This window comes from Halobacteriovorax sp. HLS, from assembly GCF_004006665.1.
Taxonomy (GTDB): domain Bacteria; phylum Bdellovibrionota; class Bacteriovoracia; order Bacteriovoracales; family Bacteriovoracaceae; genus Halobacteriovorax.
This window is the reverse complement of the sequence record NZ_QOCL01000012.1, coordinates 30,402-49,766: the sequence shown is the minus strand read 5'-3', so window position 1 is coordinate 49,766 and position 19,365 is coordinate 30,402. Positions and strand designations below refer to the sequence as shown.

The 19,365-nt window shown below is 35.7% G+C and carries 19 protein-coding genes; 9 read left to right on the top strand and 10 right to left on the bottom strand.

What is annotated here, in order from left to right:
- The first annotated feature begins 83 nt into the window (after positions 1-83).
- Positions 84-518 carry a TraR/DksA family transcriptional regulator gene (locus tag DPQ89_RS12645; RefSeq protein ID WP_127717388.1) on the top strand — a complete coding sequence of 145 codons (435 nt, stop codon included), beginning with the start codon at positions 84-86 and terminating at the stop codon, positions 516-518.
- Positions 519-545: 27 nt separating this feature from the next.
- On the opposite strand, the gene DPQ89_RS12640 is transcribed toward DPQ89_RS12645, so the two are convergent.
- Positions 546-1,193 carry a hypothetical protein gene (locus DPQ89_RS12640; protein WP_127717387.1) on the bottom strand — a complete coding sequence of 216 codons (648 nt, stop codon included), beginning with the start codon at positions 1,191-1,193 and terminating at the stop codon, positions 546-548.
- A gap of 112 nt (positions 1,194-1,305) precedes the next feature.
- Between DPQ89_RS12640 and DPQ89_RS12635 the strand changes: the two genes are divergently transcribed.
- Complete coding sequence (locus DPQ89_RS12635; protein ID WP_127717386.1) at positions 1,306-1,710, top strand: hypothetical protein; 405 nt, start codon at positions 1,306-1,308, stop codon at positions 1,708-1,710.
- Here the strand turns inward: DPQ89_RS12635 and DPQ89_RS12630 are convergent.
- The 3 genes from DPQ89_RS12630 to DPQ89_RS12620 form a co-directional block, all read right to left on the bottom strand.
- Positions 1,703-2,080, bottom strand: coding sequence for a hypothetical protein (locus DPQ89_RS12630; protein WP_127717385.1), 378 nt, complete (start codon positions 2,078-2,080; stop codon positions 1,703-1,705). The two genes, DPQ89_RS12635 and DPQ89_RS12630, sit on opposite strands and share 8 nt — an antisense overlap.
- 38 nt (positions 2,081-2,118) lie before the next feature.
- Positions 2,119-3,396, bottom strand: a complete 1,278-nt coding sequence (locus DPQ89_RS12625) for a DEAD/DEAH box helicase (RefSeq protein ID WP_127717384.1) — start codon at positions 3,394-3,396, stop codon at positions 2,119-2,121.
- A 177-nt stretch (positions 3,397-3,573) separates the two neighbouring features.
- Positions 3,574-4,848 (bottom strand): hypothetical protein, encoded by a 1,275-nt coding sequence (locus tag DPQ89_RS12620; RefSeq protein WP_127717383.1) that lies wholly within the window; start codon positions 4,846-4,848, stop codon positions 3,574-3,576.
- 200 nt (positions 4,849-5,048) lie between these two features.
- On the opposite strand from DPQ89_RS12620, the gene DPQ89_RS12615 reads away from it, so the two are divergent.
- From DPQ89_RS12615 to DPQ89_RS12605, 3 genes are all read left to right on the top strand, one after another.
- Positions 5,049-7,262: an FHA domain-containing protein gene (locus DPQ89_RS12615; protein ID WP_127717382.1), complete on the top strand. Its 2,214-nt coding sequence runs from the start codon at positions 5,049-5,051 to the stop codon at positions 7,260-7,262.
- Positions 7,263-7,354: 92 nt separating this feature from the next.
- Positions 7,355-8,488 (top strand): tRNA guanosine(34) transglycosylase Tgt, encoded by a 1,134-nt coding sequence (tgt, locus tag DPQ89_RS12610; RefSeq protein ID WP_127717381.1) that lies wholly within the window; start codon positions 7,355-7,357, stop codon positions 8,486-8,488.
- On the top strand, positions 8,488-9,459 hold the full coding sequence (locus DPQ89_RS12605; RefSeq protein WP_127717380.1) for a hypothetical protein: 972 nt from the start codon (positions 8,488-8,490) through the stop codon (positions 9,457-9,459). Before tgt ends, DPQ89_RS12605 begins: the two co-directional genes overlap by 1 nt.
- A 2-nt stretch (positions 9,460-9,461) precedes the next feature.
- Here the strand turns inward: DPQ89_RS12605 and DPQ89_RS12600 are convergent, their stop codons facing one another.
- From DPQ89_RS12600 to DPQ89_RS12585, 4 genes are all read right to left on the bottom strand, one after another.
- Positions 9,462-10,631: a hypothetical protein gene (locus tag DPQ89_RS12600; RefSeq protein ID WP_127717379.1), complete on the bottom strand. Its 1,170-nt coding sequence runs from the start codon at positions 10,629-10,631 to the stop codon at positions 9,462-9,464.
- A complete protein-coding gene (locus DPQ89_RS12595) occupies positions 10,628-11,431 on the bottom strand; it encodes a hypothetical protein (RefSeq protein WP_127717378.1) in 804 nt (267 codons plus the stop codon). Before DPQ89_RS12595 ends, DPQ89_RS12600 begins: the two co-directional genes overlap by 4 nt.
- A 192-nt stretch (positions 11,432-11,623) precedes the next feature.
- Positions 11,624-12,037, bottom strand: coding sequence for a hypothetical protein (locus DPQ89_RS12590; RefSeq protein WP_127717377.1), 414 nt, complete (start codon positions 12,035-12,037; stop codon positions 11,624-11,626).
- Positions 12,038-12,149: 112 nt separating this feature from the next.
- A complete protein-coding gene (locus DPQ89_RS12585; RefSeq protein WP_127717376.1) occupies positions 12,150-13,265 on the bottom strand; it encodes an aminotransferase class V-fold PLP-dependent enzyme in 1,116 nt (371 codons plus the stop codon).
- Positions 13,266-13,371: 106 nt separating this feature from the next.
- On the opposite strand from DPQ89_RS12585, the gene DPQ89_RS12580 reads away from it, so the two are divergent.
- Together DPQ89_RS12580 and DPQ89_RS12575 are read left to right on the top strand one after the other, a co-directional pair.
- The gene (locus tag DPQ89_RS12580; RefSeq protein ID WP_127717375.1) at positions 13,372-13,992 is read left to right on the top strand and encodes a hypothetical protein; all 621 of its coding nucleotides are present in this window, start codon (positions 13,372-13,374) and stop codon (positions 13,990-13,992) included.
- Positions 13,986-14,774, top strand: coding sequence for a matrixin family metalloprotease (locus DPQ89_RS12575; RefSeq protein WP_127717374.1), 789 nt, complete (start codon positions 13,986-13,988; stop codon positions 14,772-14,774). The genes DPQ89_RS12580 and DPQ89_RS12575 overlap by 7 nt, the downstream gene beginning before the upstream one ends.
- Here DPQ89_RS12575 and DPQ89_RS12570 read toward each other — a convergent pair.
- Complete coding sequence (locus DPQ89_RS12570; RefSeq protein ID WP_127717373.1) at positions 14,771-16,489, bottom strand: M24 family metallopeptidase; 1,719 nt, start codon at positions 16,487-16,489, stop codon at positions 14,771-14,773. The genes DPQ89_RS12575 and DPQ89_RS12570 overlap by 4 nt on opposite strands.
- A 97-nt stretch (positions 16,490-16,586) precedes the next feature.
- Here DPQ89_RS12570 and DPQ89_RS18535 point away from each other — a divergent pair, with 97 nt between their 5' ends.
- Positions 16,587-16,727, top strand: a complete 141-nt coding sequence (locus DPQ89_RS18535; protein ID WP_164848388.1) for a hypothetical protein — start codon at positions 16,587-16,589, stop codon at positions 16,725-16,727.
- On the opposite strand, the gene murD is transcribed toward DPQ89_RS18535, so the two are convergent.
- Positions 16,705-18,045, bottom strand: a complete 1,341-nt coding sequence (murD, locus tag DPQ89_RS12565; RefSeq protein WP_164848387.1) for a UDP-N-acetylmuramoyl-L-alanine--D-glutamate ligase — start codon at positions 18,043-18,045, stop codon at positions 16,705-16,707. The genes DPQ89_RS18535 and murD overlap by 23 nt on opposite strands.
- A gap of 72 nt (positions 18,046-18,117) precedes the next feature.
- Between murD and DPQ89_RS12560 the strand changes: the two genes are divergently transcribed.
- Positions 18,118-19,356, top strand: coding sequence for a methyltransferase (locus DPQ89_RS12560; protein ID WP_127717371.1), 1,239 nt, complete (start codon positions 18,118-18,120; stop codon positions 19,354-19,356).
- Positions 19,357-19,365: the final 9 nt, after the last annotated feature.

Genomic DNA, 19,365 nt, shown 5'->3' with positions numbered 1-19,365 from the left:
TTATTCAAGATTTTGATGAGATAAAACTAACCTACACTTATAACACACACACTACAGATCAAAAAAACGAGGAGAGGAAACTCATGACAAGAGAAAACAGTTACCTCAGCGACAAACAGATTACGCAACTTAAAGATGCGCTGCTAGCTGAGAAAGAACGTATTTTCAACAAGACTCAAAATAACGAAAGTTACTGTCTTGATAAAAACGAACTAAGTGATCCAGTTGATGAAGCTTCAGTAAATGTTCAAACTTCTCAGGAAATTCGTTTCAGAAATAGAGACATCTTTTATCTAAAGAAGATTAATAAGGCCTTAGGAAAAGTTAATGAAGGTACATATGGTCTTTGTGAAGACTGTGATGCTGAAATTAATTTTGAAAGATTAATGGCAAGAATGACTGCTGAGCTTTGCATTGGTTGTAAAGAAGAAGCTGAGTTTTCTGAAAAAAATAACTTCATTCAAAGAAAGTCTAAATCGTTAGGAAAGACGATGTCTGAACTTTCTTCAAGAAAATAATTTATGGCCTCACTCTGTGAGGCTTTTTTATTTCTTAAGAGAAGTTAGCTCACCCCATTCCCCTACTGGATGATAGAAGTAAGATTTCTCTACATACTTTATAGCTCTGTGAGTTTTTAGTTGTTGCGCAATTACGTCTTCACTTCCACCACTTTCATCAGTTAGTTTTACATGTAGTACATTACTAGAAGCTTTAGTTATTGATTGAACTGCAGGGTTTTGTGAAATTTGTTTCTCTACATCTTCAAGTTCTGCTTCAGAACTCAAAGTAACTAGCAATTCAGCTTCTTTATAACCATCACAATTCGAATCATAGTCCGTTAAACCAATTGATTGAATAGATAATGCATTCTTTTCTATTTTAAACCACAAGCAGTACTTCTTCTCTTTTTCTTGCACATGCATAACAAGGCTTACACCATGACCACTACAGTGAAGTTGAGACGAATATTTTTCATCAAAGTTTACCGGCAAATTTAAATTATTCAAACTTGATAAGTATTCATCATTTAACTCGACACTAATTCCAGAGTTAAAGGATGCGACCTTTACTTTTGAATCTCTTTCTTGGTACCAACAGCTACCTTGATTAAGAGAAACTACTTCTTCACTATAAGCATTTGAGTTCGAAATAATGAGTCCAAGTAATGCCAAAGATTGAATAGTTTTTTTCATAGTGTTTTGCTCCGATAAATGCTGTACTATATGTATCGGAAATAAAACCGAGTACTTTACACTAGTTTTATTTTATTTTAAGCTCCCGAATTTAATAGGATAGAGTCGCGAAATGCCTGACAGAAACACTCAAGAAATAACTAAAATTGTATTGGAATTCTACAAATTGGCCACAACAGATATGCTGATAGGATATCAATTTAGAAAAATTCAAAAGTTGAAATCGGCCGATCCACTGACTCCACCAATTGAAGCATTTAAAGATCACCTACCAAGAATAGAAAAATTCTGGAGAATGATTCTACTAAGAGAAAAGCTCTTAACTGAATCTCCTTTTGATTTAATTGAATTACATAGAAAATTAAATATCAATCCTGGTGAACTTGATAGATGGATAAAGCTATTTAAAGGTGTTCTCGCTAATAATATCTGCTCTGACAATGAGGATCTATATAAAGAGTGGGAAGAGAAGATTAATGACTTTGAAAAAAGATTTAAAAGATTTCTTTTTAATTAGGGTTCTTAGCATCGTAGACAGATTTAACAAAGTCTTCTAGTACTGGCTCCCCCTTCACATCATCAAAGAACCAATTTCTTGCATAGTATTGATCGTACGCTTTAGCTGCTGCTTTTGCATCTTTTTCACTTTCAAATTCAATTGCAATAAGTTCAACGAGACGAACTTTAATTCTCTTTCCTGAACCAACGATACAGCCTTTAACTTTATAATTTTCACAAAGAATTCTTCGTGCAGGATCAGTAACTAAAATGAGTTCAATCGAAGGATCTTTCTTATAGGCCAGGGACCACATTTCTGATGCTGGATACTTCAAGTCTTTGGAGCAAGATGAGAAAATTAAAAGTAAAAAAAAGAGAGCAATTTTCATGCTCTCATTATATCGCAAACTAAATTTTTAACAAACGATCATTTACCCTTTTTATATCTTGGGGACTTGTTTCCACCTACTTGAGGTCTTTTCTTTCTCACTTTCTTGACTGGTTCACTAGGAAGCTTTTTCTGTTCTTTCTTCTTCGCCATATCTCTTTGAAGCTTAGTATTGATTGTCGTTAGCTTTATTAGAGATTGCTCTTTAATAGATGTATTAATACGACCAATAAGGTTAAAGTCCTTACTCGTTACGAAGTTATAAACAGATCCTTTTCTACCACCTCTTCCTACTCTACCTGATCTATGAATATAGAATACGGCCTCAAAAGGAAGATCGTAGTTTAGAACCCAACCAAGAGCTGGTATATCAATACCTCGAGCAGCGATGTCGGTACAAACCATTATACCGCCTTTTTCTTTGAACTTATTAAACGAGCTTGTTCGCTCTTTTGCTTCCATCTCCCCGTGTAAAATATAGAATCTCTTACTTGGAAATTGCTCTTTTAAAAACTTATGTAGCTCTTCGGAAGTTTCCTTTCGATTACAGAAAATCATTCCGCTACCTGAAGGTTGTTTTTCTAAGAAGAGTTTAGTCATTTTTTCTTTTTCTTTAAAGCTAAGATCGATATTGAAAGTTTCAATATCTTGCTTAATTCCATGACCACCTACTTCTAACATTTCGAAATCTACTTTCTCGAAAACTTCATCTTTAAATTTATCAAAATCATTTGGCATTGTAGCAGAGATAAGCCCTACAGTTGTTCCTTCCCATTCACAAAAGCTCCACAGTTTCTTGATCTCTTTAAAGAATCCCATATCTAAAAGTGTATCTGCTTCATCTAGGATGAGATACTTAGTATCAGTAAGTGATAATTCCTTTTTCTCAAGCATGGCCGCAAGTCTACCAGGACCAGTAATTAAAATTTCAAAGCTTTGAGAACCAAGGTCTTTACTCTTTTGTCCTTTCTCTCCACCTAAGAGTTTTCTAACTCTTAGTTTAGAAAAGTGAGATATATCTTTAAAAACTTGAAACACTTGAGAAGTTAATTCTTTCGTTGGAAGAACGATAACAGCTTTAGGGTGCCCGGCCTTAGTTTCAACTCCACTTTGTTCGTCATTCTTAACATTTTGAACAATAGGAAGTGCGTAGGCTAATGTTTTACCAGTTCCTGTTTTACCTAGTAATGAAATTGATTTCTTATCACTAAGAAGTGGTATTCCCTTTAATTGAACAGGAGTAGGATACTGAAAGCCTTGTTCTTTGATATAAGCTTTAAGTTCATCGTGTTGTAATAGGTCATTAAAGTTGGCCATAACTGTCCTTGCAATATTAATTCATTTCTAAGTCTGTGATTTTTAACAGAGTTAGAACTCAAAGTCACTAAGGATTAAAGAAATTACAAGGTTTCAAAATGATTCTAAACTATTGTTTTTAAAGAAATACTAGAGGAAAGAGAAGGGCCTAGAGTCTCTAGGCCCAACAAAGTCTAATTAAAATTCAAGTCTAAAGTTTAAAGCATGAAGTCTAGAAGGCTTCACACCTTGGTACTCAGAAGAAAGTGGTTGCTTAAGAACATACTCAAGACGTAGTAGCCAAAGATCAAGCATAGGAGCAAAAGTAAAATGCTCTCCATCGATCATTCCTCTAAATCTTAATTTCATTCTTTCTTCCCACACATGTAATCTTAGATCTGCTCCTAGATAGTAACCATCACCTAGTCCATACCCTGATCTATGGTGAGCACCACCAAAAGCTTTTACGTCAAAGTTAGAAAGAGTGTAAATATACTCACCATGTAGTCTAAATAGAACACTTTCTCCGTAAAGAACTTTTCCTGCTTTTTGTTCATTATCTGTCATTGTTGCAAGTTGAATTTCCTCAATAGCAGCAAATGTTCTAAGAGACTTATTCTTATAACCAAATTTTAAGTCCGTAGTTAAATTAACTGTTGTATTTAGATCATCACCAAAGTCAGCAATTTCTTCTTTTCCAGCAAGAGTCTGATCCGATACAATCATCTTTAAATCCGCTCTACCTAGACCATAAAGGTTGAAAGATCCAAACCAATTCTCTTCGTAGTTGTAATCGAAGTAAAGACCAGCACGACCTTCACCTTGTACATAATTATAGATAACTGGAACAGTTGTATCGTTTGGATAGTAATACTTATTCAAGTAAGGAGCAGCTAAAGTAGAATCAAGTCCACAATTAGTGACTGCGTATTGAACTAAATCTTGCCCACCAGTTATTGATGAGTAATTACAGCTATCGAGGACTGCTTTAATTGACGGGTCTAAATCAGAAGGAAGAAATTCTAGAGCGTCCGCAGGAGTAAAGTTCTTTGAACGAATCCCCATTAGTACACCAACTCCTACTCTAGTTCTTACACTAGGTCTTATTTTAGCCCCCATAATAGTAAATGAAGGAAGTGGAAATCCTAAACCGAAACGCAGACGCGCATTTTGTTCAGTCTTATCATACTTTCTAAGAAAGTCTTGAGCAGCTGTAAGTGCATTAGATGCCTTATCAACTTCTTTTGCTTCATCAATAAATCCAGTCAGGTTTTTATTTACTAATGCGCCAATATCTAAATAGAAATCATGCCCTGGAGCATTTAACATATCCATTGTTTTAAATTTGTCTTCTAAGAGTTTAAAACGCTTAACAACGTCATAATTCTCTGTCGCAAGAGTGTTTGCAATTCCCATGATGAGAACTGTGAAAATAGAAAACAACTTTATTGTTTTCAAGCTTTTTGAGAGCATGGTTTCGTCCTTGAAATGTGGTGATTATTAAAAATTTATTTACTAATATGATAATAAAATACGAATAATTGTAAATACATGGGAGAAACTTCCACGCAACGCGTAAGACCAAGTTTTTTACTCCTATCAAGGTCGTTAGGCTTGCATAAAAACCAATCAATAGAGACAATAAAGCTACAGAATATAAAAAAGGATAGTATTTGACTCGGCCACTTAGTTTTGAATTAGAGATTAACTTTCCAGATCAATCTCCGCATAATATTCCACTTGAAAACAAGCTTTCTCTAGGCTCAACGGATGTAAGTGAATTATGCATAGAAGATTATGGACTTGCTCCAATGCATCTAAGTTTTAGAGTTCACAACGGTATCCTCTCTTTGCATAACTTAGGCGGAACTTACCCTACTCATCTTGGAGAGCAAAAGCTCAATCATGGAAAGATGTATCTTCTTAATATAGGAGATATTATAAAGTGTGGTGAAGTTCAGATAAAGATCTTAGAAGGTTCTATAGAACAGACTCCACCTGCCCCGGCAACAGAGCAAACTGAACCAGAAAATATAGATGATACTTTTGAAGAGATGAAAGTCACTGAAGAGCAGCAAGCTCCAATAGATGAGGCTCCAACGCCAGATGAACTAAGCGACACAATCTTTGAAGACGAGACTGATCCAAGTTTTCAATTTGATTCTATGACTGAGGAGCAAATACAAGAATCTGAAGAAGATGATGATGAAGATCATTCATTCCTTGAAGGAGTTAAGGGTTCGACTTTAATAGAGAGATTAAAAACTCGTTTTTTAAAGAGAGACTTCTCTGAAGATCCAAGAAAAATTGAAATAAAGAAATCAGCTGCGACAATTGTAAAAGTTTCTCCACCAGGTCCTTTCTTAAGGCTTTTCGCTCTCGTTATTAACGCTTCAATTACATACACACTTGTCTTTGAATTTTTAAAAGACTCCTCTGTCGCAACTCATTTTAGTGCTGCTTACAATAAGCTCTTACCCCTAATTAAAGAAGTCCCATACTCTCATCATATTACTGAGAGTTTATTTTCTATAATTCTTACTTTTATTGCTCTGGATCTTATAAGCTCTCTCATTTTTGGAGTAAATATTGGACAACTTCTAGTAGGAATTAAGTCTAGCCGTGGAGTACTTATCTCTAGGATTCAAGCAATCCTTAGAAGTCTTATCTCGGTTGTGACAACGCCACTATTAATCTTCGATGCACCTTGTGTTATTGGGAAAAGAACTTTAAAAGAATTTATAACAGGATCTGCTCTAACGAGTAGATCGAAGATTTTTTCTATAATTTCTTTTATTCTAATTCTTCCTATATTTATTTTACTTCCTTTTGTCAGTCCTGTGATTTTGAACCTTAGTGAGTTTGATAACTACACTGTAAATGAGTCCCTAAATGTAAAAGTTCCAAAGGAGTTTCGTGCTACTAAAGTATGGCCCCTAAAGCCTATGAAGTTAAAGTTTTCAGGCAAGTGGAATGAAAACTTTAGAGTGATTCCTTCACCCTCAGTAAAAGAAAACCAAAGTTCTTTAGAAATAATAAGCTTAAATGAAAAACTTGTCTCAACTAGTATTAAGCTTCAGCAGACGCAATCACTAAGTAAGATTTTCCCTAAGTTAGCTACAATTAACCCAGTATTTAAGTACCAGTATCAACACTTGTACAAGACCCTTACGAGTAAAAAAGATTTAAACCTAAGTAAAGAGTCTATTGCAGATATTCAAAGCCTAGTGCTTAACTCTCTATCGATGAACTTAGAAAAAGCTCCTGCCCTACTTATAGAGCATGGACCTTTTGTAAAAGATCTCATTTTCGTCAACTCATTTCTAAAAGATAAAGTGTCCCTAACGAGCAAGTCTAGTATTGAATTCTACACGAGTGATAAGAAATTCTTATTATTTGTAACCAATTCTACGAGAAAGAAACAAGTCATCAATATTTTAATGGTAAACCAATTAGGCGAGATGAATGTCTACAAATCTATATCCAACAAGGTTCATGCTTCAGATCATCTGTCAGTCACTAAGCTTTTATTTCAAAATGCTCTCATAGTTAAAGATAGCGACACGGCCAGCTCTTGGGATAGTGCGAAGATGCTTGAGTTATATAGTGACTTACATAGCTCCAAAAGAGATTTAAAAGATATTGAAATAGCCTCAAGTTACGAATACTACTTTGAGCTAGCAAGGAAGTTAGTACAGCTTAGTACAAAGAGCGATAGCTACGCGGCCCATATTGATTTTTTAACTAAACAAATTCAAAGTACAAATATATTCTTAGAAGAGCTAATTGAATTCAAGCAACTTAGAGGAGTTGAAGAACTTCATTCTTCCCTAAAGAAGCTCTCTTTTGCTCTTAATGAGAAGAATTTATCATTTTTTAGTCTTTAAGTGCGATTTTAGTCTATCAATTTTGCAAAGCAGTGGATATTTGCTGGTTTTTCTGTCATAACTCTCCAATATCATTTATAGGAGAATAGAATATGTCCAGAATCCAGGACCAAGTTAAAGAACACTTTGACTTTAAATTAGTACATCAAGACAAGAATTCAAAAGCACGTGCAGGTGTAATCCGAACACCAAACGGCGATATACCTACTCCAGTTTTTATGCCAGTTGGAACACATGGTGCTGTAAAAGCACTTCAACCAAGTGTTCTAGAAGATATGGATACAAAAATAATCCTCTCAAATACTTATCACTTACATCTAAGCCCAGGGTCTGATCTTATTAAGAAGGCCGGAGGACTACATAAGTGGATGGGATGGCCTAGACCTATTCTAACAGACTCTGGAGGATTCCAAGTATTCTCTTTGCAAAAGAAGGGAATTAGAGAAGAAGGAGCTGAGTTTAAAGACCATAAAGGAAAGTCAGTTCTCCTTTCACCAGAAACAAGTATTGAAATACAGCAAAATCTTGGCTCAGATATTATGATGGCCTTTGATGAATGTATCCCTTACCCAGCTACTAGAGAGTACACTAAGACTTCTATCGATAGAACTCACAGATGGCTTGATAGATGTATCACAACTTGGACTAATCCAAAGCAGGCCCTATTTGGAATCATTCAAGGTTCAACATATGATGATTATAGATCTGAATGTGTTGATGAACTTGTTAAAAGAGATCTACCTGGATACGCAATTGGTGGAGTATCAGTTGGAGAAGGCCCAGAGCTAATGGAGAAAATTGTTACTTATACTGCTCCACTAATGCCAGTTGATAAACCTCGATATGTTATGGGAGTTGGTAATCCAGAAGACCTTCTTATGATTTGGGAAAATGGAATTGATATGAGTGATTGTATTATTCCTACTAAATTTGCACGTGGTGGAACTCTATTTACAAACAGAGGTAAGATTAGAATTAAGCATAAGAACTATAGAAGAGACTTTTTTCCAATAGAGCCAAATTGTGAATGTTACGCTTGTAAGAACTTTACTCGCTCTTATGTTAAACACTTATTTGACTCTAATGAGATCTTAGGTGCAATCCTTGCGACTGCTCATAATATAGCTTTCTACAAATCCCTTGCTGAAAGAGCAAGAGAAGCAATATTAGAAGATAGATTTACTGAATTTAAAAAGGACTTCTTAGAGAAGTACAATAAGAGCTAATGCTAAGACTACTCCTTATCTACATTCTTACCTTTTCAGCAATGGGTTCAATTACTCAAGATCAGTTCAACGCTGTTCCAAAAGTAGTCTTAGAGCAAATGCAACAAGAGATTGAATCATCTGGTTTAGAAATTTCTCTAAACCTAGACTTTGAGTCTCCTACTGTGAATGCAGGGGCGAGTCGTAAGAATGGAAAAGGCGTCATTAATCTTCACGGTGGATACGCGAAAATCTCTCCCATGACAGTAGAGACTTTCGCCCTAACTGTCTGTCATGAATTAGGCCACCTTATTGGAGGAATGCCTAAAGTAATGCCTACTCATAAATATAGTACAGAGGCCCAATCTGATTACTTTGCAACAAACTACTGTCTAAAGAAATTTTTAAAAGGAAGGGTTAAAGAAGTAGAGATTCCTAAATTTCATCGTGATCTTTGCCAACAAAAGTACAACTCAACTGAAGAGCTAGTCCTTTGTTATAATCTAATGAAGATATCTATAGATCAACTCGCTGTGGACAATTATTTAAAGCCTAAGCAGTCACATAATGATCCACTAAGTTTAGATTCATCTAAAATAGCGCTTACTCAATATAACGATTATCCACCAGTTTCATGTAGATACACGACCTATATTTATGGAGCCCTAGATTTCGAAAGACCTACTTGCTGGTTTAATGAAGTTAGTTCATTAGAAGATGTTTCCTATCGTGAAGGATATGAATATGCAGAATCAATGTTCATTGCGACTGCCTATGATGTGGAACTTAAACCATTAGGATGTACTTTTAAGATTAGAAATATTGATTATTTTAGAGAAGGACTATTCGCTTCTATTTACGAAGATGATGCTCTTGATACTGAAATCTTTACGTTTGAAAAATGTAAGGTCTCAAACGGAGACCCTATTTCTGGAACATTAACTGATTATCTTGGAAAGCTCTACTTTAATTTAAATAGTACAGATAAGTAGCTCTAGTCTTGACAGCCTTTTTTGTCAGCACATCTTTGCTTTAAACTCTTAAACTGCTTAAGAGAATCTGGCGTCTCATTATAGGCCATAGTCACACCGCCTAAATCTCCCCAACGATTATAATAGAGAGAACCATCATCTAAGACACGAATATAGTCTCTACAGCTTCCTCCAAAAGGTTTACTTTTAGAGGTCTCTGATCTTCTTGTAATTGAAACGCGATCATTATTATTATCTCTTAGACATAATCTTGTCGATCCATCGCCACCTTTTTCATAATGAGACACGAGAACAGCATGAGTTAAGAACATACTTCCTTTTTTTGTAAAAACAATTTGAGGCTGTTGGTTTTGATCAATTTTCTTAACAATGTCTTTTATTAATTTATCCGTTTTATTCTTTTTCATTGGTTTTGAGCTCAAGGCTATATCTAGACCTTGAGTAGACATTGCTCTTTTAGACCAAGATGTTGCCACATGATCAGCAATATAAGACTGAAGACGTTCATGAGATGATAGTTCATACAAATTTTCAAACCCTGGAATATCTACCGTCTGATTATCAACGATTTTATCAATAATATCTTTATAGTACTCTACGGCCTTATCTTGCTCTTGCTCATTTGTACTATCTAAAGAAAAAGGTGGTTTAGATTCTTTATCAAAGAAACCTAATCGATTAAATTTAGAAGATACAGATGCATGTCCCCAACAGTAACCTTGTGTGGCCTCATGTTGTGAACCTCCGCCTCCATTTCTAAATGCTAAGGAATTTTCCTTTGCAGAGTAGTCAGAGATATCCTTAACTTCTGGTCTTTTAAAAATATCAAAGTTATCTGGACACAACCTAGAGCATGGACATTCATCCTTTGAACAAGTTCCCCAAGGAACACATGAACAGACACTACCTCTAATTTTGTCGTGAATCTTTTGGATATCTCCTAGACCTTCACTAACACTCTTTCTCTTTACCCAACATTCAGCAGGTATCTCAGACTTCGCGTTATCTCTTTTTTCGATTGAAGCATATTGGTACTGACTTACTCCCTCGCTAATCTTATCTACTGGAAGTGAAAAAAGGTTTTTAATGGCGCTCCCTACTCCTAGACCTGTTTGATCACAACCAGAAGAGAAAAGCATGACGAATAGGAGGAAAATGAAGTTCTTTTTCATTTTAAATCCTCCAACGCATTAACGAGGTAGACCATTGACTCACTTCTATCTTTTTTCAAAGAACTTAGAATACCTGCAATATCATCTTTACTCGGAACTTTTTTATTTTGATACTGAATCAGAACCTTGCAAGTTTTCATTCTCCAAGAAAATGAATTAGGATACTTATTTAAGACTTCCTCACAGGCCAGTGGAAACTTCTTCTTTCCAATGACCAGTCCTCTAAGAATGTCATATTTAATCTTAGTATTAATATCACGAGTCTCAATATTGGACCCATTGATTAAAGATAGTGCTTCTTTATAACTTTTCTTTTCAACTAAACTCTTAATAGATGTATCTTTCGAGTACTGACCATAGAAGCCTTCGTAATTCATACTACTAGTCTTATTTATAAAATTGCTTTCTATGAATTTCATATATCTCTCAATACCTGCATCCTTTATTTTTCCGGATTTTTTAAAATAGGCCATAGTCTTATCATAACTACTCTTTGAAACTTTCTTATCTAGGGCATGATCAATTGCCATTAAATTAATATAAGCTTCAGTTAGATCAGCATTCGATACATTTAACTTAATAGCTTTTTCGTAATACTCTTTAGATTTTTCGAAGTAGTTATAGTTATAAAGTTCTCTTGCAACAAGGTTATAAATTTGAAAAGTTTCAGTTTTTGATTTCTTTGCGTTTTTTAGCTCAGTCGTGAAGATCTGCTCTATCTGTTCTATCGTAAGATCAGCATCTTTTGAAAAAATTGAACTCTGAAATAAAAGACATAGTATAAAAAATAATTTTTTCATTAGGCTCCTCTAAACTTTCTTTAATATTGTATATAGTTTTAGTACGAGAATGAAGCCTAAATAATTTTTCCTAACTTAGTTTCCTAAATTTAGATAGTTACACAATTAGAGATACAAATAGTGATGCCTATAAATTTAGTCAACTACTAGAGAATGGAGCTGGCCTAAGATAATGACCAGCTTAAATAGAAATTAAAAAAGAGCGTTGTCTGCGTAAGGAACTAAGTCGCTTGCACATCCCTGCTTCTTAGCATTGTAAGAGATATGCTTAATTCCATTCTTATACCAACGTACTTCTAGAACTTCATCAGAAGATAGCGCCCTAATGACTACGATATCACCATACATTTCCATTTGAGGTGTTGATAAATGATCGTAAGAATTAAACTGAACATATCCACCGTATTGAGTTGAAAAGAACTTCGTCTCAATATCATCTACAAAAAAGTCTTCATCATGAGATAGCCAATTTAATACTTTCTTTGTATTGCTATGAAACTTAGTAGATTCAATCTTAAATCCGATCTCACTTAACGCTTCATTACTACAGGTTGCAAAAGTGTTAAAACCAAATAATAGAGCTACGCTAATTAGTAAACCTTTCATAATTCTCTCCTTAAAATATAAAAAAAAATTATTTCAAAAAAGGTATTTAATGACAAGGGAAAAGGGTCTATGAACTCTTTCCTAGAGGTAATCTAGGAAAGAGTAAGAAGTTTTAAGATTCTATAGCTAGAGAAATCATCTTAGTAAGTTTTTCTAGATCTTCAAACTTCACATTGTGAAACATAGAAATTCTAAATTGATTCTTACCAAGTTTTCTATAAGCATCGATACCATTAACTGTACCTTCTTTAGTAAAGGCAGCAATAATATCTTCAGCATTGTACTTATCATCAACATCAATAGTAGCAACAGCTCTTGAGCGGTACTTACTCTCTGCTACATAACAGCTTAAGTAAGGTTTTTCTTCGGCCCAAGAATAGAGAAGTTGTGCTTTCTTATCGGCATACTCACAAGCTTTTTCATAACCACCAAATTCATTCATAAGCTTCACTTGCTCATTTAAGAAAAAGAGAGTTGAAATTGAAGGAGTATTATAAGTTTGATTTTTTTCAGAATTTGAAATTGCAGCATCAAAACTCATGATTCCAGGAATATAACGATCTGATCTCTTCTCTATCTCAGCTGCCCTCTTAAGAGCTTTTGGTGACATAAAGGCCACAAATAATCCCCCCTCAGAAGCAAAAACTTTTTGTGGAGAAAAGAAGAAAACATCAGTCTTAGAGATATCACATCTAATCTGTCCAGCTCCACTTGTGGCGTCTACACATAGAAGTGTATCAGCATCAACTGTTGGCAAGCTTTCTAACTGAACACCAGTAGATGTTTCGTTTAAAGTAACAGCTACAAGATCTGCGTCAGCAATATTTTCAGCTCTAACTCCGTCTCCGTATTCCGACTTGATTTCCTGGGCATCAATCCAAGGAACATCCTTACTTGCTTTAAACCACTTTGAAGAAAACTCTCCACAAGTAAAGTGAGCGGCCTTCTTGTCAACTAATCCAAGGGCAATCATATCGAAGAAGAAAGTAGCTCCTCCATTACCCAGAACAACAAGATAGTCGCTTGGAACATTAAAGAATTTAGTTAAACCTTCTTGAACCTCTTTAACGAGATTTTTAACAGCTGGTTTTCTATGAGAAGTTCCCAATAAGTTTGGACCTGTCGCAGCAAGTTTTTCTAAGAAATCCACTGGGATTAGAGATGGGCCACAACCAAATCGAGGGTCACTAGGTATAAGTTCTTTCGGTGTTTTATAGTTTTCAAACATGGTCTTTTCCTTGATCAAAATTTACTAGTAATGATAAATGCTTTCTTCTCTTTTGAATACCCAAATATTCATTGTCAGACCCTTTAAGATTTATCACAATATTCGAATGAAAAAACTATATCTTATCGCGTTAATCGCATATTATTCAATGTCTAGCTTTGCGGCAGAAACTGTCATTAAAGAAGATAAATTTCTGGCCATTAAAGACTTCTACGCAGGGGCCGGCAGCCTTACCCAATTTCTAGGCAAGGCCCAGACAGATGAGTCTGGCTCTACAGATAAATTTGACTTCAATCCTTATATTAGCATCGGTACTGAGTTTCACTTATATGAAAGCTTCTCTATTACCCCTGAAATTGCATTTGGATTTCCTTGCTCAGGTAGAGATGAAAGAATCTCCAAATGGAGTTACTGGCTACAAGCTCTTGGGGCCTATAGTTATAAAGATTTCAAATTTAAATTTGGTCCTGGTCTAATGATGAATCAAATTTCTTCTGACGGGGGAACTCAGACTTTAAATAATGGAACTGGCTCCAGTGATTTTCCAATGCCAAATGGGAGTTCTACTTCTAGAAACTTAACTTTAAATACTGCTGCTCAATGGGAGTTTACTAAAGACGTCTCAACTAGAGTTGAGGCATGGATTGTAAACGTAACAGACTCCGAGTCTAGATCTCTGAGTTACACCCTAAGCTTCTACTATCACTTCGGATCAACACTATGGTAAATCTAATCATTGCTCTTTTAGCAAGCATCTCTCTCAATACGCAGGCCTTTACGCTCAATACCTCTTTTGCTGCTTCATTTGATAAAGAGGAAGTTGTCATTAATATGGCCACTCACGACTGTGATGAAATTCCTTTTACAAACGATGAAATTTTATCAATGGCATTAGAAGGTATGGAAAAATTTTGGAATACAGTTCCAACAAGTAAGCTAAAGCTTAGAAGAGGTTCTCACATCGTAGTCAGTAACGACTTTTCAACTGAAAGAATTTGCAGCTCTAATTCAGGATCGTGTACTCCAAATCCTGCCCTTGCTGGTGTTACGGAAATCTTGATGAGCTGTAATAAGGATACAGGAACAGGTTCAGCAAACTTTCCATCAAATAGTGTCCTAGCAGTTACTCTTCCAATTCATACTTCTGGAACTGCAATAAAAGGTTCTGTTATCCTTTTAAATAATAAGACAGGCTCAGGTCTGGCCTCTCTAAGTCGAGAAGAGTTCGTCTCAGTATTGGCCCATGAAGTTGGTCATGCAATTGGGCTTGGTCACTCACCTGTTAGAGACTCTCTTATGTACTACGCGAATATATCTAATAGACAATTACTAGGACAAGACGATCACGATGGTGTTAGCTATTTATATCCTAGAGAGCAACCTGTTAGCTGTGGAACAATCGCCTATATCGATGAAGATAAGATGAAGGGATTACTCTCATTTACTTTTTTAGCAATGCTTATGTTCTTTACACTAAGATTTAAAAGACAGAACACTCTAGCTGCTTAGCTATAGAGTGTTCCTCTCTTTTCACATTCGCTTTCATAGTCTTTTAGCCACTTCTTTTCACATTCTTCTAATAGATCGAAGTTAATTAGCTTATGATCAAATCCAATATAAACTAGCGGTTCAAAACAAAGTAAATCTTTATGTTCAGGATGCTCAACAACAGTAACAATATTTTCAAGTCTTACTCCTCCAAAACCAGGTAAATAAATACCTGGCTCAATGGAGCCAACATTACCAAGTTCTAGACCTATAGAAGACGTTGGAGAGAACCTAAGACCACCTTCATGCACATTAATACCTACTCCATGCCCTGTTCCGTGAGCATAGTTAAACCCTGCTCTAAGAATTGGACTTCTTGCTAGAGCATCTATCTGCGAGCCCCATGTTCCTTTAGGAAATACTGCATACTGGGCCTGTAACATTCCTTTTAAAACTAGAGTGTAGATGAGCTTTTGTTTTTCGCTTGCCTCACCATTGCCAAGAAAAATTGTTCTTGTAGTATCTGTGGCAAATCCAGCTTCAAAGTATCCGCCTGAATCAAGTAAAAGGATCATTGAATCTTTAGCGATAACATCTTTGCTAGGGCTAGAGTAATGAATGATTGAAGAGTTTGCCCCTAGGCCTGAGATTGTTCCAAAGCTCTGCTCTTTACTTCCGTTCGCTTCATAGAAGTGAGTTGTTTTATGAAAGATATCAACTTCAGAGATACTCTCACCTTTATTGAAGCTATCTCTAACCCAACGTAGAGTTTCGATAATAGATTTATCTCCAGCTCTAAAAGCATCTTTCATTAACTTTATTTCATCAGCAGTTTTTACAGCATGGGCCTTAGTAATCCCCATAGCTTTTGCCACAAGTTGATCTTTACCAACTCTCTTTTCAAGTTGCTGATAATCAGTGAGGTTAATTAATTGTGGATCATAGAAAATAGTTTCAATTCCTTCTAAAGAACAATCTTTAGAGAAATTTTTAAGGTTCATTTTATCAATTGAGATAAAATCTTCCATCTCATTAACTTCATAATGAGTAGGAACGGCAAGCGAAATTCCATCTCTTTTAACTAAACATCTCGCCATAAAACTACTTTGAAATGGAAGACCATATCCTCTAAGATTTGTGATCCATGAAATAGAGTCTAAGGCACTAATCCAAAATGCCTCTGAGTCATTTAAAATTTTAGCGACCTTATCTTTCGCGCTAATAACATTACTAACACAAGTGAGTGTTGCATCTTTTGAAAATTCTTGAAACTTAACAATATTAAAAATGGCTTCATCATTTTGGATGGTAATTGCATCAATGATTTTTTCTAGGGCCTCATAGCTTCCTAGGCTTGATCTATCTCCATTCATCCACAGTGAGGAGATATTAAGTTCACTGACCTTTTTAAGAAGCTCTTCAAACAGACTTGAGCCAAAAGCACACTTCACAACTTCAACATTACTTGCCTTGATTTCAATATCTGCCTGTTCATGATAGCGTCCATCTACAAAGAGTAAGCTCTTACCTGATGCTAGAACTAGAACTTCTGCCACTGATCCAGAGAATCCACTAAAGTAGTAGCGATGACATTCTTGCAAAGGGACATACTCATTCATAAAGATATCAAAGCTAGATATATAAGCGGCCTCAATGGAGTGATCTCGTAAGTACTTCGAGAAAGTGTCTATATTAGATTCAATAATCTGTGTTTCTAGTGAAAAGTTATGTCTCAAGTGAAAATCTCCTACTTTTTTCCTTTAATTTTATTTTCTTTAACCGAAAAGTATTAAAAGTTTAGTAATTTAAATAATTTTAAGGATTTATAGCAAAATGCAAGTTAATTTAGCAAAGGTTGTTTTAGTAATTCTAAGTGTTTTTCTCTTAAAAATCACTGTGGCCGATACTTTTAGGGATAATCAGGCGAAACTTCCAAAATCTGCAATAAAAATTACTGGACAAGATTCTCACTAGTCAGAGCATCAAAGTGCTCTCCTCTTTTCAGGTAGTTATCATATTGATCAAAGGAAGGAAAAGCAGGAGAAAAGAGAACCCCTCTACTTCTTTTATCTTTTTTTATTTCTAATACCACCTGATCTAGCTTTTCAAAATATACGCAATTAAGTTTACCACCCACTTCAGCATAGAGCGCCTTGCCCGCTTCTCCGAATAAGTACACCTTACTGGCAAGAGACTTGATGAAGATTGCTTTTTCATTCATGGCATCTCCACTTCCTCGCAACTGACCTCCTAAAATTAGATCAATTTCAACTCTTGGATGAGAAAAGGCGAAGGCCTTAAGAGCAGTGAAAGTGGCCTCCCAATTAGTGCTCTTTGCATCGTTATAAACAAGTAAGCCCTTTCTCGAATCTCTTTTTTGTAGTCTGTACTTTACTCCATAGAAATTTTTAAGAGCTTCTGTTCCAAGCTCCCAAGAAACTGCGACCTCACTCAAGAGCTTAGTGGCAAAGAGTAAGTTAGATAAATTATGGGAACCAATTAAGTGAAATGAATCAATTAAGTTAACTGAGATATCACTCACACTTTCAGGAGCATGCAAACGTTCTATAAAACAATTAGTACGTAGCTCTTTTTCAAATTTTCCCAAGTCCCCGACAAAGAGTTTAACTTCTTCATTTAAACGATCTGCAATATTAAACTTTGCGTGAGCATAGTCGCGAACATTCTTATATCTCTCACCGTGACTCGGAGTTATATTTAAAATTGCCGCAGTATCGCTTTTGAATGTTTCCATACTTTCTAGCTGAAAACTAGATAGCTCTAAGATAATAAGATCTGCTTTTGCTCTGTTCTTAGAAAGAACTTCATAAGCATAATCGGCAAATGGAGTTCCAATATTCCCACCTAAGAAGGTGGCCTGACCTGCACCTCTAGCAAGTAGATCAATTAAGGTAACTGTTGTTGTCTTTCCATTAGTACCAGTCACAGAGATGATTTTGGATAAGTCATTTTTTAGGGCCCTGTAGGCCAGCTCAATTTCAGAAATGACTGAAATCTTTTTAGCGTGAACTTGCTCTAGGATTTCAATCTCGCGAGCAATGCCTGGAGATAGAACGATAAGGTTCATTTTTAGAAGTAGCTCACCTAAGCTGGCATCTTCTTGTGAGACGAGTTTAATATCACTAAATTCACTTAGTGAAGATTTCCATTTTTCCACATTTCCGCTATTTACAGCAAGTACGTTGGCCCCAAGCTTTCTTAAAAGTCTTACGCTGGCGATACCAGATTTCCCCATACCAATGACTGCAATATTTTGCCCTAGAAATTCCACCCAATTCTCCATTTAAACTTTAAATACTAGAGGCGATGCTCTATAACTTCTTTAAATTTTATAGGAAATACTTTGAACTTTAAAGAGCACTTTGACAGACTCACACATTATTTAGCTCCATATCGCAATTTTTGGGCAAAAGAGCTACTTGAGGACTACCCAGAGGTCATGGAAGATTATGATCCGCAGTGGTTGGACTATTTAAGAGGTCTTACAAAAGAGCAGCTATGGCGCTTTGACTGCTTTGGAGATACTAGTTTCGTTACTCACAAAGATCTAAAAGAAATGGTTGATGGATTGGGACAACTGACTAAGCTTGAAAAGTTTGCTGACTATGACAAGAAAGATTTTCCAGACTGGGCCTTTCGTAAAGTTAAAGAAAAGAAACGTCATGAGATCACCTTGATTACTTCTTTAGTAAATGAGCTAAACCATAAGTATCAATTTTCTCACACTACGGATATTGGAGGAGGAGTTGGTCACCTTGCGAGAATTCTTGCTCACTACTACGGTGTTAGAACTAAGACAATCGATATAGATAAGAAGTTTCAAGAAATTGGAATGAAAAGGGCCAAAGCATTTCCACTACCAGAAGGTTCAAGTGATTTAGAGTTTATTCACATGGATTTTCTTAAAGAAAAAGATCCAAAGAAAATGGCCCAGATATTTTCCAACGACTCCATGACTCTTGGCCTACACACTTGCGGCTCTCTTGCTAATGCACTTATAGAAACCCATATAAAAATGAAGACTAAGTCGCTTCTAAATTTTGGTTGCTGCTACTTAAGACAGGACCCTAACAAGGATCTAAACCTTTCTAGCTATGCCCAGACTCATACTAATTTGAAGTTCACCAATTGGTCTTTAACTATAGCCACTAGAGGTTACTCAAGTATGAGCTTTGAAGAGTTTGAGCTTAAAGAAAGAGTAAAATTCTATCGCTATACTCTTCACCTACTCTTAAGTGAGATACTTAAGAAGAATTCCTTTCTAACTGTTGGAGACTCTCATCGAAGAGAGTACTGGGGAGACTTTGCAAGCTATGCTCAAAAGAAGCTAGCAGCTCTAAAGATTGAACATGATTACTCTTTAGAAGATCTCAATAACTACTATGAGAATATTGAAATTAGAAAGAAAGTAGAAGATCTCTATCTCGCAAATATAATTAGGTGGCAATTCGGTCGGGCCTTGGAGCACTATATCTTAACTGATCGTTGTCTATGGTTAGAAGAAGCAGGTCATAAAGTTCAAATGAAAGAGCTCTTCGATGAAAAGCTCTCCCCTAGGAATATTGGAATACTCGCCCTTTAAAAGAGCGAG

What these genes read in the sequence shown, in the direction of transcription:
- DPQ89_RS12645 (WP_127717388.1), top strand. Translation starts at nt 84, where the DNA reads ATGACAAGAGAAAACAGTTACCTCAGCGACAAACAGATTACGCAACTT.
- DPQ89_RS12640 (WP_127717387.1), bottom strand. Translation starts at nt 1,193, where the DNA reads ATGAAAAAAACTATTCAATCTTTGGCATTACTTGGACTCATTATTTCG.
- DPQ89_RS12635 (WP_127717386.1), top strand. Translation starts at nt 1,306, where the DNA reads ATGCCTGACAGAAACACTCAAGAAATAACTAAAATTGTATTGGAATTC.
- DPQ89_RS12630 (WP_127717385.1), bottom strand. Translation starts at nt 2,080, where the DNA reads ATGAAAATTGCTCTCTTTTTTTTACTTTTAATTTTCTCATCTTGCTCC.
- DPQ89_RS12625 (WP_127717384.1), bottom strand. Translation starts at nt 3,396, where the DNA reads ATGGCCAACTTTAATGACCTATTACAACACGATGAACTTAAAGCTTAT.
- DPQ89_RS12620 (WP_127717383.1), bottom strand. Translation starts at nt 4,848, where the DNA reads ATGCTCTCAAAAAGCTTGAAAACAATAAAGTTGTTTTCTATTTTCACA.
- tgt (WP_127717381.1), top strand. Translation starts at nt 7,355, where the DNA reads ATGTCCAGAATCCAGGACCAAGTTAAAGAACACTTTGACTTTAAATTA.
- DPQ89_RS12605 (WP_127717380.1), top strand. Translation starts at nt 8,488, where the DNA reads ATGCTAAGACTACTCCTTATCTACATTCTTACCTTTTCAGCAATGGGT.
- DPQ89_RS12600 (WP_127717379.1), bottom strand. Translation starts at nt 10,631, where the DNA reads ATGAAAAAGAACTTCATTTTCCTCCTATTCGTCATGCTTTTCTCTTCT.
- DPQ89_RS12595 (WP_127717378.1), bottom strand. Translation starts at nt 11,431, where the DNA reads ATGAAAAAATTATTTTTTATACTATGTCTTTTATTTCAGAGTTCAATT.
- DPQ89_RS12590 (WP_127717377.1), bottom strand. Translation starts at nt 12,037, where the DNA reads ATGAAAGGTTTACTAATTAGCGTAGCTCTATTATTTGGTTTTAACACT.
- DPQ89_RS12585 (WP_127717376.1), bottom strand. Translation starts at nt 13,265, where the DNA reads ATGTTTGAAAACTATAAAACACCGAAAGAACTTATACCTAGTGACCCT.
- DPQ89_RS12580 (WP_127717375.1), top strand. Translation starts at nt 13,372, where the DNA reads ATGAAAAAACTATATCTTATCGCGTTAATCGCATATTATTCAATGTCT.
- DPQ89_RS12575 (WP_127717374.1), top strand. Translation starts at nt 13,986, where the DNA reads ATGGTAAATCTAATCATTGCTCTTTTAGCAAGCATCTCTCTCAATACG.
- DPQ89_RS18535 (WP_164848388.1), top strand. Translation starts at nt 16,587, where the DNA reads ATGCAAGTTAATTTAGCAAAGGTTGTTTTAGTAATTCTAAGTGTTTTT.